General features: G+C 69.7%; 15 protein-coding genes. 7 read left to right on the forward strand and 8 right to left on the reverse strand.

Features of this window, described 5'->3' with window-relative positions:
* Positions 1 to 90 precede the first annotated feature (90 nt).
* Together ABVF28_RS04265 and ABVF28_RS04270 are read right to left on the reverse strand one after the other, a co-directional pair.
* Positions 91 to 867: a metal ABC transporter ATP-binding protein gene (locus ABVF28_RS04265; protein ID WP_371029587.1), complete on the reverse strand. Its 777-nt coding sequence runs from the start codon at positions 865 to 867 to the stop codon at positions 91 to 93.
* Positions 864 to 1,814 (reverse strand): metal ABC transporter substrate-binding protein, encoded by a 951-nt coding sequence (locus ABVF28_RS04270; protein ID WP_371029588.1) that lies wholly within the window; start codon positions 1,812 to 1,814, stop codon positions 864 to 866. The genes ABVF28_RS04265 and ABVF28_RS04270 overlap by 4 nt, the downstream gene beginning before the upstream one ends.
* Positions 1,815 to 1,970: 156 nt before the next feature.
* On the opposite strand from ABVF28_RS04270, the gene ABVF28_RS04275 reads away from it, so the two are divergent.
* A complete protein-coding gene (locus tag ABVF28_RS04275; RefSeq protein WP_371029589.1) occupies positions 1,971 to 2,954 on the forward strand; it encodes a pentapeptide repeat-containing protein in 984 nt (327 codons plus the stop codon).
* A gap of 83 nt (positions 2,955 to 3,037) precedes the next feature.
* On the forward strand, positions 3,038 to 3,406 hold the full coding sequence (locus ABVF28_RS04280; RefSeq protein ID WP_371029590.1) for a VOC family protein: 369 nt from the start codon (positions 3,038 to 3,040) through the stop codon (positions 3,404 to 3,406).
* A gap of 153 nt (positions 3,407 to 3,559) precedes the next feature.
* Here ABVF28_RS04280 and ABVF28_RS04285 read toward each other — a convergent pair whose 3' ends face one another.
* A complete protein-coding gene (locus ABVF28_RS04285; RefSeq protein ID WP_371029591.1) occupies positions 3,560 to 4,405 on the reverse strand; it encodes a PhzF family phenazine biosynthesis protein in 846 nt (281 codons plus the stop codon).
* A 183-nt stretch (positions 4,406 to 4,588) separates the two neighbouring features.
* On the opposite strand from ABVF28_RS04285, the gene ABVF28_RS04290 reads away from it, so the two are divergent.
* Entirely contained in the window at positions 4,589 to 5,071 is a 483-nt protein-coding gene (locus tag ABVF28_RS04290; protein WP_371029592.1) for a hypothetical protein, read from the forward strand.
* A gap of 164 nt (positions 5,072 to 5,235) precedes the next feature.
* Here the strand turns inward: ABVF28_RS04290 and ABVF28_RS04295 are convergent, their stop codons facing one another.
* On the reverse strand, positions 5,236 to 7,062 hold the full coding sequence (locus ABVF28_RS04295; protein WP_371029593.1) for a DUF222 domain-containing protein: 1,827 nt from the start codon (positions 7,060 to 7,062) through the stop codon (positions 5,236 to 5,238).
* Here ABVF28_RS04295 and ABVF28_RS04300 point away from each other — a divergent pair.
* From ABVF28_RS04300 to ABVF28_RS04310, 3 genes are all read left to right on the forward strand, one after another.
* Positions 7,013 to 7,597 (forward strand): TetR/AcrR family transcriptional regulator, encoded by a 585-nt coding sequence (locus ABVF28_RS04300; RefSeq protein WP_181027045.1) that lies wholly within the window; start codon positions 7,013 to 7,015, stop codon positions 7,595 to 7,597. The genes ABVF28_RS04295 and ABVF28_RS04300 overlap by 50 nt on opposite strands.
* Before the next feature lie 96 nt (positions 7,598 to 7,693).
* Positions 7,694 to 8,539 (forward strand): sugar phosphate isomerase/epimerase family protein, encoded by an 846-nt coding sequence (locus tag ABVF28_RS04305; protein WP_371029594.1) that lies wholly within the window; start codon positions 7,694 to 7,696, stop codon positions 8,537 to 8,539.
* The gene (locus ABVF28_RS04310) at positions 8,536 to 9,720 is read left to right on the forward strand and encodes a Gfo/Idh/MocA family protein (protein WP_371029595.1); all 1,185 of its coding nucleotides are present in this window, start codon (positions 8,536 to 8,538) and stop codon (positions 9,718 to 9,720) included. The genes ABVF28_RS04305 and ABVF28_RS04310 overlap by 4 nt, the downstream gene beginning before the upstream one ends.
* 18 nt (positions 9,721 to 9,738) lie before the next feature.
* On the opposite strand, the gene ABVF28_RS04315 is transcribed toward ABVF28_RS04310, so the two are convergent.
* Together ABVF28_RS04315 and ppk2 are read right to left on the reverse strand one after the other, a co-directional pair.
* Positions 9,739 to 10,521 carry a maleylpyruvate isomerase family mycothiol-dependent enzyme gene (locus tag ABVF28_RS04315; RefSeq protein WP_371029596.1) on the reverse strand — a complete coding sequence of 261 codons (783 nt, stop codon included), beginning with the start codon at positions 10,519 to 10,521 and terminating at the stop codon, positions 9,739 to 9,741.
* A gap of 28 nt (positions 10,522 to 10,549) precedes the next feature.
* Positions 10,550 to 11,455: a polyphosphate kinase 2 gene (gene ppk2 / locus ABVF28_RS04320; protein ID WP_371029597.1), complete on the reverse strand. Its 906-nt coding sequence runs from the start codon at positions 11,453 to 11,455 to the stop codon at positions 10,550 to 10,552.
* 211 nt (positions 11,456 to 11,666) lie between these two features.
* Between ppk2 and ABVF28_RS04325 the strand changes: the two genes are divergently transcribed.
* Complete coding sequence (locus tag ABVF28_RS04325) at positions 11,667 to 12,755, forward strand: ankyrin repeat domain-containing protein (protein WP_371029598.1); 1,089 nt, start codon at positions 11,667 to 11,669, stop codon at positions 12,753 to 12,755.
* On the opposite strand, the gene ABVF28_RS04330 is transcribed toward ABVF28_RS04325, so the two are convergent.
* The gene (locus tag ABVF28_RS04330; protein WP_371029599.1) at positions 12,756 to 15,134 is read right to left on the reverse strand and encodes a glycoside hydrolase family 65 protein; all 2,379 of its coding nucleotides are present in this window, start codon (positions 15,132 to 15,134) and stop codon (positions 12,756 to 12,758) included.
* Positions 15,131 to 16,153 (reverse strand): PfkB family carbohydrate kinase, encoded by a 1,023-nt coding sequence (locus tag ABVF28_RS04335; RefSeq protein WP_371029600.1) that lies wholly within the window; start codon positions 16,151 to 16,153, stop codon positions 15,131 to 15,133. The genes ABVF28_RS04330 and ABVF28_RS04335 overlap by 4 nt, the downstream gene beginning before the upstream one ends.
* Positions 16,154 to 16,190 lie beyond the last annotated feature (37 nt).

Consider the following 16,190-nt stretch of genomic DNA (forward strand, 5'->3'; position numbering starts at 1 on the left):
CGCCTCGCCCGTCGCCGAGAGTTGTGGATGGTTGCTGTCCCGGCGGCGGGAAGGTGCACTTCGTCACAACTCTGGCGGTGGATGCCGGGCTCATGCGGCTGCCCCCTTGCCGGTGTCGATGCCGAAGGCGAGGGCCAGGTTCTCCGGTCGGATGATCTCCTCCGGGCTCGCGTGCAGGAGGACGCGCCGGTTGAAGAGCACGGCCTCGTCGGCGAGTTCGGGCAGGGAGCCGAGGTCGTGGGTGGCGATGAGGATGCAGACGCCCTGCGCCGCGAGCTCGCGAAGGAGGCGCGTCATGGTCGCCTGGGAGCGCGTATCCACGCCGGCGAAGGGCTCGTCGAGCAGCAGCACCTGGGCCTCCTGGGCGATGCCGCGGGCGACGAAAGCGCGCTTGCGCTGCCCGCCGGAGAGCTGCCCGATCTGGCGCCCCGCGAGGTCACTCAGCTCGACGCGCTCGAGCGCCGCATCGACGGCGGCGTGGTCGCGCGCCTTCGGTCGCCTGGTGATGCCGAGGTGCCCGTAGCGGCCCGTCATGACCACATCGCGCACCGAGAGCGGGAAGTCCCAGTCGACCTGCTCGCTCTGCGGGACGTAGCTGACGCTACCCCGCTTGCGCGCATCCGCCGATGTGCCGCCGAGGATGCGGACGGTGCCCGCATCGGGGCGGACGACGCCCATGATGGACTTGAAGAGCGTCGACTTGCCGGAGCCGTTCATGCCGATGAGGCCGCACACCCGCCCCGGCGAGCTGGCGAGGGTGGCGCCGTCGAGCGCGAGCACCTCGCCGTAGTGCACGGTGAGGGCGTCGACCTCGATGGCGGGCGATGTTGTGGTGCCGGCAGGTGCGCCGTTGGATGCTGGGCTCACGAGGTGCCTCCCTGCTCGCCGGTGAGGCCGGCCACGATCGTGTCGACGTCGTGCCGGATGAGGTCGAGGTAGCTGGGCACTGGGCCGTCCTCCTCGCTCAGCGAGTCGACGTAGAGCGTGCCGCCGAACTCGGCGTCCGTGGCGTCCACGACCTGACGCATGGGTGCATCCGAGACGGTCGACTCGCAGAAGACGGCGGGTACGTCGTTGTCGCGCACGTGGTCGATGACGCCCGCGATCTGCTGCGGCGTGGCCTGCTGCTCCGCGTTGACGGGCCAGATGTAGACCTCCTGCAGCCCGGCATCGCGGGCGAGGTAGGAGAAGGCTCCTTCGCACGTGACGAGTGCGCGCTGCGAGGTGGGGAGCGGTTCGATCGCGGCGATGAGCTCGTCGTGCACGGCCTGCAGCTCGGCCTTGTAGGCGGCGGCGTTCTCCTGGAAGATGCTCGCGCTTGCTGGCGCGAGGTCGGAGAAGGCCGTGACCATGTTGTCGACGTAGAGCTGCACGTTGAGGGGCGACATCCAGGCGTGCGGGTTGGGGAGCCCCGCGTAGGCGTCACCCGCGATCGGCACCTCTTCGACGCCGTCGCTGACGACGACGTGCGGCACATCCATGCTCGCGACGAACTGCTCGAACCACGCCTCGAGGTTCATGCCGTTGTCGAGGATCAGGTCGGCCTCGGAGGCCTTCGCGACGTCGAGGGGGGTCGGTTCGTAGCCGTGGATCTCCGCGCCGACCTTGGTGATCGACTCGACCCGGAGCTCGTCGCCGGCGACCTGTCTGGCGATGTCGGCGAGCACCGTGAAGGTGGTGAGGACGACGGGGCGGTCGTCGTCCTCGGCAGTGGGGGCGCAGGCGGTGAGGGATGCGAGCGTGACGAGTGCGAGGCCGGCCGCGACGATGCGGGTGGCCTTCCGTCTGGCTGCATGCAGCACGGGGGTCAGCATGACCAGAGCATAGCGCTACGGCTTGGGGAAGAACAATGTTCGGTGCGCCGAACATTGACTGCGCGGGCTAGTGCGCCATGTGCCCGCTCAGAGTGATCCACAGGGTGAAAGGCGCTCAGCCGGGTCATGCGGATGCGAACGTAGGCTGTGGCCACGATGTCACCAGGCGACCCCGGCGAGCAGCTGCGGCACCGGCCGAGCGTGCCGATGCCGCTCACCGTCGACCCCGTTTCGGGTCGAGCGGCCGGGCCTCGGTCCGGAGGATCCGCCGGGGGCGTCTCCGGCGCAGGGCGCGGCCCGGATGCAGACGACACGCGCTTCCAGAGCGACTGCGCGCGCTGCGTGGCGCTCTGCTGCTCGGCCCTCGCCTTCTCTCGGGGCGACGACTTCGCCCACGAGAAGCCAGCAGGCAAACCCTGCCGCAACCTCGACGAGAACCTCGGCTGCAGCATCCACGCGGTGCTCCTCGAACGCGGGTACCGGGGCTGCACCGTCTTCGAATGCCACGGCGCCGGACAGCGGGTCACCCAGGAGACCTTCGGCGGCGGCGACTGGCGCGAGGGTGAGGGGCTGCGCGACGCGATGTTCGCCGTGTTCCCACTCGTGCGTCAACTGCACGAGGTGCTGTGGCTGCTGACCGAAGCGAGGCGGCGCACCGCCGACCGGCCGCTGCTGCGCCGAATCGACGCCCTGTTCGATCGTGTGGATGCGCAAGCCGCGTCACCCGATGTCGCGGTGCTGCGAGCAGCGGTCGAGTCGAGCAGGCCCGCCGCGGGCGAACTGCTGGGAGCCGTGAGCCGCGAGGTGCGACGGGCGCACGCGCCCCGACGCCGCGCATCCGGGGCCTGGTCGCGGGTCGAGCCGCGCGGCGTGTACCTCGGCACCGATTTCTCCGGAGGCGACCTGCGCGCCGTCGAGCTACGCGGGGCGCTGCTCATCGCGGCGAAGCTGCGCGGCGCGGACCTGCGATGGGCCGACCTCCTCGGCGCCGACCTGCGGGACGCCGAGCTGCACGGTGCCGACCTGCGCCACGTACTGCACCTCACGCAACCGCAGCTGGCGGCGGCGTTCGGTGACGCAACGACCCAGCTTCCGGACTCGCTCACGCGGCCCCGCCACTGGAAGGGAGGCCGACGCTGAGCGTGCGGGTCGTCTGGCAGATGCCGGTCAGTGTCCTTCCGTAGCGTGAGCGTGTTCCACAGGCTGACACCCATGGAGGGGCCATGAAGATTCGCCGCACGATCGTCGTGTTCGACGCCGCTGACATCGAGGCCGAGAGTGCCTTCTGGGCGTCCCTGCTCGAGGGCACGGTCGAGAAGGAGGACGACTGGCACAGTGTCTACGCCGACGGCGAGTGGAGGCTCGGCATCCAGCTCGCTCCCGACCACGTGGCGCCGCGGTGGCCTGACGGGCAACCCCCGCAGCAGATCCATCTGGACCTCTACATCGACGACCTCGACGAGGGGCACAGGAGAGTGCTCGAGCTCGGAGGCCGTCTCCTCAAGGCAAGCGACAAACCCGGCAATCCCGACGAGTTCGTGGTCTACGCCGACCCCGCGGGCCACCCGTTCTGCCTCTGCAAGGCGCCCTAGGGCTGAGCCGGGGCGCTGCGCCGCGCTGACTCCACGGGCCGGCCACCCTAGCGTGGGCCGCCATCCAGGGCGGACTTGTGGTCGCTAAGGAGCGGGTTTGACGACCATAAGTCCGCTCTGGGCCGTGGCAGCCGCGAGGCGCAGCGGCAGCGGTTACGCGAGCGCGGTTCCCGTGAAGAGGGTGGTCGTGGCGCCGCCAACCCAGACGGCGCCGGAGTCGTCGACGGTCACGGTGATGTCGCCGGCGCGGCCAAGGCGCGCGCCCTGGGATACCCGCCAGCTCGAGCCCGGTGCGGCGCCCGTGCGGTGCATCCACTGGGCCGTCGAGGCGTTCATGCTGCCGCAGACCGGATCCTCGTCGACGCCGATGCGCGGCGCGAAGCTGCGCAGCTCGAACGCGTGCGCCGCCCCGGCCGGGTACGCGCCGACGGCGCCGACCATGTCGTCGGGCAGCAACGAGAAGTCGGGGTCGAGATCGAGCACCTCGTGCGCGGATGCGAGCTGCACGACCGCCCACCCGGGCCCGTTGTCGATCCACTGGTGGGCGACGACCTGTTCCTTGGTGATGCCATACGCCTCGATGATGCGCGCGAGGAGCTCCGGCTCGAGCGGACCGCTGCGGAGGGTCGGCGGGGCCGCGAACCACACGCGCCCCGCATCGACGCGCACCTCCACGAGTCCGGCGCCGCACTCCTGGATGATGCGCCCGCCCTTCTTCGGGGTACCGCCGTTCTCGAGCCAGGCGTGCGCCGAGCCGAGCGTCGGGTGCCCGGCGAACGGCAGCTCGCCGCCAGGCGTGAAGATTCGCAGTCGGTAGTCGGCCGCGTCGTCGGTGGTGGGCAGCACGAACGTCGTCTCGGAGAGGTTCGTCCATCGTGCGATGCGCTGCATGTCGTCGCCCGTGAGCCCTTCGCCGTCGAGGATGACCGCGACGGGGTTGCCGAGGTAGGGGGTCTCGGAGAAGACGTCGATTTGGGCGAAGGGGCGCGAGGTGGTCACGGGTGGATCCTTTCGGAGGGGATGCGGCGCGAACGAGGCGCGTGCGGCAACCGTAGGGGTGTGGTGGCGGGGAGCGCTCGTGCCAATCGCTCGCAGTTGGACTTGAGGTCCAATCCGGAGGTGTGGACCCTGTCCCGCGCGGGGGTCCACGGATCGCTCAGGCTCGGCCGCCACAATCGCACCATGAGCGACGAGAACACGCGAGCGCCCGGGGCCGACGACGATCAGCGGGAGCGCCGAAGCGCCGAGCATCTGCCGCCGGAAGGCGTCGCCGAGGCGACCGTCGCTGCCGTGGGGAAGCTCACTGAGGCGCTCGAGATGGTCGACCAGGCGCGCGGGCTGCTGTACAGCTTCCACCGGTTGACGGGGGCTGCCGACCTGGCGTTGGGTGAGGCATCCGATGCCCTGCGGGACGCGGGGCACGCTGAGCTCGCCGACCGGCTCGACTCGGAGCTGGTCGGCCGCAACGTGATCGAAGGGCGGTGGACGTTCCAGATCGTCGAGGATTACGACGACACCTACTGGGAGCCGTTCCGGGCGGCAGAACGCGACGTCAGGGAGCAGCTCGTCGCAGGCCGGCGTCACCTCGCCGAGGCTGCGATGAAAGAGGACCGGCGCACGCACGGCGCCCGCCATCACGAGGCTCGCCCCGTCGACGAGATCTAGAGAGCCGCTGAACCGGCACGGGCAACGGCACCGGACCCGCACCGGAAGTGCCCGCTGTACTGCCACCCGCACCGGAAGGGTCCGTGGCATGTTGTGCGTACGTGTGCGGCGCGTTCGGCGCGTTCGGCTCAGCGGTGAGCGTGGCAAGTACCTCGTTGTGTCTCTCAGAACGGTGGCGGGTCGCCGGGAACATCGTTGGGTTCTGGGGCTCGGGTGCGCTCGGTCTCCGCAACAGAGTCTTGGGGCGGTGCCGCAGGTGTCTCGTATTCGTCGTTGCGTGTGAAGTAGACGTCGTGGTGTTCGGGTCTGTCTGTGAGGATCTTGCCGCTGGGGGTGCGCAGTTGCATGACGCCGCCGTCTAGTTGGGTGGCGGTCCAGGCGGTGGCGTGTTTCATGACGTGGTGGTGTTTACAGAAGCCGCACAGGTTCTCGAGGGTGGTTTTGCCGCCGTGTTCCCAGGCGTGGGTGTGGTCGAGGTCGCATCGGGTCGCGGGCTGTCGGCAACCGGGCCAGCGGCAGTGAATGTCGCGGGCAGCGAGGAAGGCGCGCATGGCTGCGCTGGGTCGGTAGGTGTCGACGGCCGTGACGGTGCCGGTGATGGGGTGGGTGAGGATGCGCACGAACGAGGTTGCGGTGCCGGCGAGGCGGATCGCTTCCTCGAAGGGCACCGGGATCATGCCATCGAGCAGCGCCGGAGCCGGGGTGAGACGGGCCGCGCCAGCAACACAGCTCGCCGCACCACCACCACGAACGCGTGGGCCTGGGCCTGGGCCTCGGCCGCTGCCTGGTCCGCTGCCTGTGCCGCTGACAGCACCGTTCCCGCCCAGCTTGGTGAGGGCGGTGAGGATCGGGATCGTGAACTGCACGTTCGCCTGGATACCTGCCGCCGCCGCGCAGGACATCGGGTCGGCGGTCAGGAGCATGTCCGTGAACAGGTCGGCCTTGACCTCGTCCATGGTGCGCTCATCCGGCGCGTCTGAAACATTCGGCCCATCTGAAGAGTCCGGCACGCCCGAAGCCTCTTGTGCGTCCGGAGCGTCTGAAGCCTCTGGCGCTCGCCGTGCCTGGTCGGGCTTCGGTCGTGCCCTGATGAGCGCCTTGCCCTGCTTCCGCAGCCGGTCCGCGATGGCTTTGCCCTCGATCAGCGGGAGCCGGGCACGCAGCATGCACATGCCGTTCTCCGTCGCCGTCACCGACACGTACCGCGTCTTCCGCGCCCGTTCGTGCCGCTCGGAGACGGACTCCTCCGTCAGCGACTCCGCGACGCGGGCCGCGGCCATCCGCAATGCCTTCGGCGGCAACACCCGCGAATCCAGCTCGGCGAGCATCACCCGCACGAACTCACCCCGTCGCGCGGACTGCTCAGCCGCGTCCGCATGCGACACCGACAAGCCAGCACCCGTGAGGACCCGAAGCTGCTCCTCGTTGAGCTTGCCTTCCCCGAGCGCGTCCACGAAGCCAGGGAACTCGCGCACCGCGATCCCAGCATCCGACAAAGCCCCCTCAGCCGCCGCTTGCCCGATTTGCTCGATCAACGCGATCTCCGCCGCGAGCGACTGCACGTGCATGGCATGCTCCTCGGTGCCATCAAGCTCATCCAGAACCGACGCCATCTCCGCCAACTTCGCACGCACCCGCACCTGATCCGCGGCCACAGCGGCCGCCATGACCGCCAGATCCGCATCCCAATCCAGCAAGAACTTCCGCCACGCCAACACCGACACCGGGTCGTGAGGATCAAGCCCCAAGACCTTCAGTGGTTCACCGTCGTACGAGTTCATACCCGAATCTTGGACCGCACCACCGACATTTCGGCTCGCCGAGCCCTCAGTGGCTGAGAAAACCCCGATCAGGCAGCAGGTCTTATCGGTCTGGACCATGGGGTCAGTGCGTCCGGCTTGTTCCCGCCAGCCCTGCCACCTCCCGGCTACGATGCTGGGCGTGGCAGCAGACGGAGCGCGGGGTCGGTACGCGAAGGGTGTCGAGCGCAAGCGCGAGATCTTGGCGGTGGCGTACGAGACGCTCCGCGAGACGGGCGCGAGCGGGGCCTCGCTGCGCGCGATCGGCGAGTCCATCGGGGTCTCTCACGGCATGCTGACGCACTACTTCGGCTCCCGAGAGGGGCTGCTCGTCGAGGTCATCCGCGAGCACGACCGCGTCAACGACGAGCGCATGCCGGATTCCGTCTCGCTCGTGGAGCGGATGCGCCTGAGCGCCGAGTTCAACGTGCGGTTCCCCGGCATGGTCTCGCTGTTCACGGAGATGCTCGCGAAGTCGGTCGAGGCTGGGGATGGTCCTGCTCGTTCGTTCTTCACGGCTCGGTTCGCCCGGGCGAGGGTCGAGCTGGCGGCCGAGGTCGGCGGCCAGCTCGCGGCGCTGCCCGAGGAGCGCCGCGCGGACGCGGCCATGCTCGTCGACCTGATCATGGCCGCATCCGACGGGCTGCAGGTTCGCTGGCTCCTGGACCCGAGCGTCGACGTCGCGGGCACGCTGGGGTTGCTCGAGAGGCTCGGCCGAACCGGCTGAGCCGAGAAAGAAAGTTGCCAATTGGCAATTTTCTTGTAGCGTCTCCAGTGAGAGCGAACCGCGACGCGGCGGGCGCCCACCGACACAGGAGTCAACGTGCCCACCACCCGACCAGCAGCACCCGGCACCCCACAGGAATCGCAGCGCCCGGCGACGTCGCTGCAGCTCTACAGCATCAACTCGCACCTCGAGGCCGACCTCGACGGCACCCTCGCGAGACTCGCCGAGATCGGGGTGCGCAACGTCGAGGCGTTCGCGTTCGTCGACCGCGCCGAGGAGCTCGCCGCGGCCTTCGAGCTGCACGGCATCGCCGCCCCGACGGGGCACGCCATGCTCGTCGCGAACGAGGTCATGCGAGACGGCGTGACGACGCCGGTGCCGGGCCACGCGACCACGTTCGAGGCGGCGAAGAAGCTCGGCATGCGGTACGTCATCGATCCCGCCGTCTTCGACTGGTCGACTCGCGAGGCTGTGGAGGCGACGGCCGCGGCGCTCAACGAGGCTTCGAAGGCCGCTGCCGAGCATGGCCTCCGCGTCGGCTATCACAACCATGCGTGGGAGCTCAGCAACCGCATCGACGGCGTCCCGGCCCTCGAGTACTTCGCTGGGCTTCTCGACGACGAGGTGGTGCTCGAGATCGACGTCTACTGGGCGCACATCGGCGGCGTGGAGGCTCCCGCTCTGCTCGCTCGCCTCGGCGACCGCGTCAAGGCGCTCCACATCAAGGACGGCCCCCAGGTCGAGAACCCGTTCCTGACGGATGCCCCCTTCGACCCGTCCGGTCTCGGCCAGGTTCCGGCCGGCCAGGGCGTCATCCCGCTCGGTGCGGCCCTCGACGCCGCCCCGTCGGCGGAGTTCGCCGTCATCGAGTTCGACCACTTCGACGGCGACATCTTCGCCGCGATCGCCGCCAGCTTCGACTACCTGGAGAACCGCGCATGAGCCTCCCGCAGGCAGCAGCAGCCGCTGCAGCATCCACATCAGCGCCGGGTGCCAAGCGCGGACCCGTGGGCATCGGCATCATCGGCACTGGCATGATCAGCGACGCGTATCTCGTCAATCTCGTGCGCTTCCCCGACGTGCGAGTCGTCGCGCTCGGTGACCTCAACGAGGCGCTCGCCGCCGAGAAGGCGCAGACCTACGGCGTTCCCTTCTCCGACTCGCCGGCGTCGGTCCTCGCGAACGAGGAAGTCGAGATCGTCATCAACCTCACCATCCCCGCGGCGCACGTGCCGGTTGCCCTCGACGCGATCGCGGCGGGCAAGCACGTGTGGATCGAGAAGCCCATCGGCATCAACCGGGAGGAGGCGAAGGCCCTCCTCGTGGCCGCCGACGCGGCCGGCCTGCGCGTGGGAGTGGCGCCCGACACGGTGCTGAACCCGGGCATCCAGACCGCCCTGCGGCACCTCGCGGCGGGTGCCATCGGCACCCCGCTCACAGCGCGCACCATGATGCGCTACTCGGGCCCCGACCTCTTCCACCCGAACCCGGCCTTCCTGTTCGCCCGAGGAGGCGGCCCCCTGCTCGACATGGGGCCGTACTACGTGACGACGCTCGTGAGCGCCTTCGGCCCTGTCCGCAAGGTCTACGCGACGGGATCGACGGCCAAGGAGACGCGCACCGTCAAGCTCGGCCCGCTCACCGGGCAGTCGTTCCCCGTCTCGGTGCTGACGCACGTGGATGCGCTGGTGACGTTCGAGAGCGGGGCGAGCGCGCAGCTCACCTTCAGCAACGACTCCCCGCTCGCCGAGATGGGCACGGTCGAGATCATCGGGGCGGGTGGGATGCTCCTGACCCCGGACCCGAACCACGCCGATGGGGGCACGAGGGTCGCCAGGCACCCGCAGGAGTACGCGGAGGTGCTCGAACCGACCTGGGAGGACTACCCGGAGGAGGGCACGGTCACGGGCCGCGGCTACGGTGCGCTCGACATGGCGCGGGGCATCCGGGAGGGGCTCCCGCACGTCGCGACCGGGGACCTGGCGCTGCACGTGCTCGACATCATGCTCGCCATCGAGGAATCGGCGGCCGCCGGGGAGGTCGTGGTCATCGAGAGCACGGTCGATCCGGTCCCGCTCGTCGACCACACGCGAGACCCGTTCGCGGCGACGCTCAGCGTCTAGGGGCTTGCTCTCCTGCGCTCACGGGGCCAACGGGTTGCCGAGCACACGCTCGAGCACCTCTCGGGAGCCGGTGACCCGTGCATCCACCGCCGCGAGGTCGCGGCGCTTCCAGAGGAGGAGCAGCGCGGCCTCGGCCGTGAGCTCGAGCGTCGCGTCGGCCGGTCTCGCGCCACCGAGGGTGTTCGCGGTGCCCGCCGGTGTCTCGTCGACGGGGCCGAGCCGGACGCGCAGGCCGAAGCTGCCGCCGTCGCCTGGGCGTTCGAGCCGGTCCAGCATCCGCAGGTCGACGCGCTCCTCGAGCGACGGCATCCGTCCGAGCGCGACCTGCCGCGGGTACATGTCCTCGGCGACCTCCGCGACACCGGCGGCGGCGAGATCTGGGCGGATCGGCACCGCGAGGCCGAGGCTGTCGCTCGCGTCCCACAGGTGCAGGGCCGTCTCGAGCGCCTGTCGTCTCGCCCACGTCGAGGCACGCGCAGGAGGGTAGAGGGCCCAGCATGGCGCGTCCTCCGGCAGCTCGCGCAGCGTCGCCACGAGGTCCGCGGCGCCCCCGCGGAACCACGCGACGAGCGCGTCCCGGTCGGCGAGCGGCGCATCCGGCTTCTGACTGTCGAGCTGCTGCCCACCGCCGAGCAGCTGAGCACACGCCCACCGGTGCACGCCGCCGAGGTGGACCGCCAGCTCGACGAGCGACCAGCCGGGGCACGAGGAGACGGGGGTGGTGTGGTCCGCAGACTCGAGGAGGAGCGCGAACCCGTTCGCTGCGTCCTCGGTCGTGTCGATGAAGTCTGCGTGGCGCATGGTCGGATCCTAGGCCGTGACGCCGCGCCTACTCGTCGGCGGTCTCCTGCTTGCCGCGCATCACGAGCAGCGGGTCCGGCTTCGTGACGACGTCGTGATCCTTTCCCTCGTACTCGAACTGCCCGAGCCAGAATCGCATGGCGTTGAGTCGGGCGCGCTTCTTGTCGTTGGAGCGGATGATCGTCCACGGCGCGTGCTTCTTGTCGGTGAGGCGGAACGTCTCCTCCTTCGCCGCCGTGTAGTCCTCCCAACGGTCGAGCGAGGCGAGGTCCATTGGGGAGAGCTTCCAGCGGCGCACCGGGTCGAGCTGGCGGATCGCGAAGCGCGTGCGCTGCTCGGTGCGCGACACCGAGAACCAGAACTTCGTGACGTGGATGCCCGAGTCGACGAGCATCTTCTCGAACGCCGGCGCCTGCTGCATGAACTGCGTGTACTCGTCGTCGGTGCAGAAGCCCATCACGCGTTCCACGCCTGAACGGTTGTACCAGGAGCGGTCGAACATGACGAGTTCCCCGTCGGTGGGGAGGTGCTGGATGTAGCGCTGGAAGAACCACTGGCCGCGCTCGCGGTCGCTCGGCTTCGCGAGAGCCACGACGCGCGCCTTGCGCGGGTTGAGGTGCTCCGTGAAGCGCTTGATGGTGCCGCCCTTGCCTGCCGCGTCTCGCCCCTCGAAGAGGATCACGGCGCGCTGGTCGTTGTCCTCCATCCAGTACTGGCACTTCAGCAGCTCGACCTGCAGGCGGTACTTCTCGCTCTCATACTCGTCGCGGCTGAGGCGCTCCTCGTACGGGTACCCCTCTTGCCACGTGTACACCGGGTTGCCCTGCGGGTCGATGAGATCCGGGTCGTTCGTGTGGCCGTAGCGCACCGAGTAGCCGAGCGTGCGCAGGTGCTCGATGTACTCGCGCAGGTCCTGGGGTTGTTCGATGGCCATGCGTTCCTCCGAGGTTCAGATGCCGCGCATCCACCCGCCGCGGCCTGCGGCGGGGGGATGCGGCGACCATACTGCGCCGTGAAGGCAAACGGGATGTGTACGAGGTTCGCTGTTGACCCACATTGACGACGTGCACGAACCGCTCAGGGGGTTCGATCACCCTTGGGGAATTCGCTCGAAAACGAGAGCGAACCGACCGGAGGAGACGACGTTGCCGAAGAAGCGCATCACCCTGCCAAAGGAATTCAGGCGGGGCGAGACCTACACGGTCGCCGAGCTCGAGGAGATCTTCGAGAAGGTCGAGACGACCGCCCTCGGCCGTGACTTCAACAAGGAGTCCGCGCTCATGAGCGACCGGCTGGACGCGGCTGGCATCCGCTGGCTGATCGAGCACGGCGCGGAGGTGGACGCCGTCGACCGCTTCGGCAACACCGCGCTGACCCACCATTCGATGTGGAAGGCGAAGCTCGACGTCGTGGCCGCGCTGCTCGAGCATGGCGCCGATCCCAACATCACGGGCCACTCCTCTCCGCTGGCGTCTGCGGCCGAGTACATGAACATCGATGGCCTCAACCTGCTCCTGGATGCGGGCGCGGACCCGCTGGTGAACTTCGGGCGTCGCGGTGAGACGGCGCTCGACCGCGCGATGACGAGGATGAACGACTACCAGGCGCCTCGCGCGATCGAGGTGGCGCGGATCCTCGTCGCCCGTGGTGCGACGGTCTCCGGGGACACCCCCAAGTACCTGCGCCAGACCATGTCGCAGCTGCAGGGGTTCATTGCGAAGGGGAACGGCTCGGAGGAGAATCTCGCGATTTTGTTCGAGCTGTTCGAGCTGTTCGAGCTGTTCGAGCTGTTCGAGCTGCTCGGCGTGGAACCGACGGTGCCGCCGAGGGTCCTCGCGCAAGGCGAGCCCATCACCGTCACCGCTGAGGGATGGAAGGCGCAGTACAGCGAGCTGTGGAAGATGCTGGTGCCAGGGGGTGGCGCCGCCGAGAGCGTGCAGGGCGAGGTCGTGCGCATCGCGGGTCGCGTCGGCAACGAGATCCTCGGCAACGGCAACGGCGGCGGCAACTGGGACAGGGACTTCGACAAGATGCTCCAGGCGTACCGTGCGCACGTGCGCACGGGGGCACCGCTCGAGGAGGAGGAGCTGGTGAGCGTCGACCAGGCAGTCGATCGGCTCGCCGGCGGATCCTTCGACGAGCCGGCCGTCGACACGCTCACGGAGCTCGCCGTGACGTGGGTGCTCCGGAACCCGGACCGCGTCGACTTGCCGAAGCCGAGCTACCGGCGGTAGTCACTCCTCCCGCATGGCCTCAGCGAAGGGTCTCGGCGCCCGGTGCTTCGGCTGCGCCGGGGCGGTGCCCGGGTTGGTCAGCGGGGGAGTGGATGCGCTCACCGGGTCCCCCGCCCGCAGTTCCAACTCCTCGTCGAAGTGGCGGATCAGGAGGGGCTCGCCGGCACTGAGCTGGTAGACGGTCGCCTCTGGCCTGATCTCGACGTGCAGCCGTCGACCCTGCACGAGCATCCCGAAGCGGATGCGTGTCAGCTGATCCGGGAGGCGAGGCGCGAATCGGAGCCCCCTGTCGCTTTCGCGCAAGCCGCCGAGACCAGCCGTGACGGCCGTCCAGATGCCGGCGAGCGACGCCATGTGCAGCCCCTGCGAGGTGTTGTCGCGGAGGTCATCGAGGTCCAGCGTGGCAGCCTCGGCCAGGTAGTCGGCGGCGAGCTGCAGGTGCCCGACCTCGGCCGCGAGGATCGACTGCACGGAGGCGGACAGCGACGAGTCGCGCACCGTCAGCGCCTCCGAGTACTCGAAGGCCCGCTTCTTGTCCTCGAAGGTGAAGGCCTCGTGCGCGAAGTAGAGGGCGAGTACCAGGTCGGCCTGCTTGATCACCTGCTTGCGGTACAGGTGGAAGTACGGGAAGTGCTCCTGCAGGGGGTACTGGCTGGCGGAGGTGGCAGCGAAGTCCCACAGCGCGAGGTCCGTCGACCCGGCCGCGTGCGCGTAGACGCCGCGGCGCTCGTCGAAGGGCACCACGACGGCGTCAGCGGCGCGCATCCACCGTCTGATCTCGTCGTCATCGACGCCGAGCGCGCCCGCCTCGGCGTGGTGTCGCTCCGCGACGGACGCCGCGGCGCGCAGGTTCAGGCGCGCCATGAGGTTCGTGTACGTGTTGTCGTCGACCAGCGCCGAGTACTCGTCCGGACCGGTCACCCCGTCGAAGTGCAGGCCCCCGTCCGGGTCCCATCGACCGAGCGAGCACCAGAGCCGGGCGGTCTCGACGAGCACGTCGACGGCGACCTCCCGCTCGAAGCGCTCGTCACCCGTCGTGCGGATGTGGTGAACCATGGCCGCGGCGATGTCCGCGTTGACGTGGAACGCGGCCGTGCTCGCAGGCCAGTACCCGGAGCTCTCCCGGCCGTCGATCGTGCGCCACGCGAACGCGGCCCCCTCGAGCTTGAGGAGCTTCGCGCGCTCGCGGGCGTACTCGAGGGTGGAGTGCCGCCAGCGCAGCGCCTGCTCGGCGGCAGCCGGCACCGTCGCCGAGAGGAGCGGCAGCACGTAGCTCTCGAAGTCCCAGAACGTGTGACCAAGGTAGCCGGCGCCGGTGAGGCCCTTGCCCGGCACCGAACGCGCCTCGAGCCGGGCTGCCGACTGGTAGACGTGGAAGAGCGCGAAGCGGGTCGCCTGCTGCAGTCGCGGCGATCCGTCGATCTCCACGTCCGCGCACGCCCAGAACTCGTCGAGGTCCGCGCGCTGGTCCGCGAGCACCCGCTCCCAGCCGTCCCGTCTCGCGTCGTCGACGGCGCCCTCCGCCCGGTCGCGCAGCGCCTCCGGGGAGAGCGTCGACGAGAACTCGTGGCCGACGTACTTCGTGATCTCGAGGGTCTCCCCGGCTTTCAGCTCCACGCTCACGGTCGTGCGCGCCAGGTCGCGGGATGTCTCGGTCTCGACGCTCGGGGGCGTCGCGCAGGTGCCCGCCACCACGTTGTCCATGGCGACGGCGATGCTGATGCCGCTCCTCAGGGTGCGGTGCACGAGCGTGGCCGCGCTTCCCAGCGAGAAGTGTCCGAGGCCCTCGAACGGCTCGTCGAGCTGGTCGTTGACCCGCTGGTCTGGGTGCACCTCAGGCATGTCCTCGTTGGCGACGACCTCGGACTGCACGCTCACGTGCACGCCATCGCCGAGCGCCTCGACCTCGTAGTGCACGGCCGCGAGCGAGCGATGGGTGAGCGAGACGAGGCGGATGCTGGTGACCCGCACCGTGCGCCCAGCGGGAGACGTCCATTCGAGATCGCGCCGCAGCGTACCTGCGCGGAAGTCGAGGCGCTGCTCGTGGCGTACGACCGTGCCCCGGCGGAGATCCAGCGGCTCATCGCCGACGAGCAGGCGGAGCACCTGCCCGTTCTGCACGTTCACGACGCTCTGCCCCGTGTCCGGATACCCGTAGCCGTCCTCGGCGTAGGGCATCGGGTGGTCCTCGAAGACGCCGTTCAGGTAGGTGCCGAGCACCTCGTGCGGGTCGCCCTCGTCGAAGTTCGCTCTCCAGCCGATATGGCCGTTGGAGAGGGCGAACACCGACTCGAGATGCGCGAGCTGGGGTGCGTCGAGGTCGAGCCCGGTGAAGCCGATGCTCCACGGTGCGACATCGAAGGGGATCGCGCCGGTCACGCGAGCGTCTCGCCGTCGGTCGAGGGGAGGTCGGTAGAGGGGAGCATGCTGCCCTTTCTGTCGGGAGAGAGCCGTCGGAGCCTGGGGTGCCCGCCAAGGCGTTGCACGCTCGCGCCGGCGGCCTGCGTCGCGCGCTGCCCTGCCTCGCGGGGGCTCGCTCCAGAGAGCAGTGCGGTCGTGAGCGCCGCGACGAACGCGTCGGTGGGGTCGACCGTTCGGGTGCGCTCGTGCGGCAGGAACACGTGGTCACCAGGCCAGGCGATGAGCTCAGCATCGTCGACCGTGAGCGCGACGACGCGGGGGCCGAGGTCGAGGAGCGTCTCGGCTGTGCGGAGCGCGTCTTCTCGGTTCCTGACCTCGGACCCGGACAGCATCGACGCCTCTCTCGCGTTCGCGCGCACCACATCGGCGAATCCGACAAGCTCGTCTCGTCCGGCCCTGTCCTCGGTCGCGTCGACGGCTCCGTCGAGGACCAGCAGCGCTCTCGGGGCACCGTTCGCGGGCCGCTGCCTCGTGAGCTGCGCAGCGACGAGCAGCGTGTCGAAGGGCTGCTGCAGCTGCAGGACGACGGCGTCCGCTGTCGTCAGGGCTGTCGCGGCGCGGACGTCGTCAGGGGTGAGGAGCGCCTGCTCCGGGATGTGCTCGAGCAGTCGGCGCACGCCGCCATCGGCGACGACATCCGTGAGCAGCGCCGTCACCCCGCGTCTGACGACGTGTCCCGTGTCGAGCCCCTGGCGGGCGGCGTCGCCCAGCATCTCCTCGCCGGCACCGTCGTCGCCGAGGACAGCGACAAGCGAGACCCGCGCGGTGGGATCGAGCTGGCGGATCCCGACGGCGATGTTCGCGCCCTTTCCGCCCAGACGTTCGATGCGTTCGCTGACCACGGCACTCGCCCCCGCGTCCGGGATCCCCGCAACGCGCAGCACAAGATCCCGGCCGGCCTGCCCGACCACCGCGACGCGCGCCGGCGAGACGGGCTGGGCCGTGCGCGCGGGGATGCCCGGGGTGCCGTTCGACATGAGGAGAGGGTACCGACGTCCCCTTGAACATCTCATG

The sequence above is a fragment of the Pseudoclavibacter sp. JSM 162008 genome (assembly GCF_041366455.1).
GTDB lineage: Bacteria > Actinomycetota > Actinomycetes > Actinomycetales > Microbacteriaceae > Pseudoclavibacter.

What these genes read in the sequence shown, in the direction of transcription:
- ABVF28_RS04270 (WP_371029588.1), bottom strand. Translation starts at nt 1,814, where the DNA reads ATGCTGACCCCCGTGCTGCATGCAGCCAGACGGAAGGCCACCCGCATC.
- ABVF28_RS04275 (WP_371029589.1), top strand. Translation starts at nt 1,971, where the DNA reads ATGTCACCAGGCGACCCCGGCGAGCAGCTGCGGCACCGGCCGAGCGTG.
- ABVF28_RS04280 (WP_371029590.1), top strand. Translation starts at nt 3,038, where the DNA reads ATGAAGATTCGCCGCACGATCGTCGTGTTCGACGCCGCTGACATCGAG.
- ABVF28_RS04290 (WP_371029592.1), top strand. Translation starts at nt 4,589, where the DNA reads ATGAGCGACGAGAACACGCGAGCGCCCGGGGCCGACGACGATCAGCGG.
- ABVF28_RS04310 (WP_371029595.1), top strand. Translation starts at nt 8,536, where the DNA reads ATGAGCCTCCCGCAGGCAGCAGCAGCCGCTGCAGCATCCACATCAGCG.
- ABVF28_RS04315 (WP_371029596.1), bottom strand. Translation starts at nt 10,521, where the DNA reads ATGCGCCACGCAGACTTCATCGACACGACCGAGGACGCAGCGAACGGG.
- ppk2 (WP_371029597.1), bottom strand. Translation starts at nt 11,455, where the DNA reads ATGGCCATCGAACAACCCCAGGACCTGCGCGAGTACATCGAGCACCTG.
- ABVF28_RS04335 (WP_371029600.1), bottom strand. Translation starts at nt 16,153, where the DNA reads ATGTCGAACGGCACCCCGGGCATCCCCGCGCGCACGGCCCAGCCCGTC.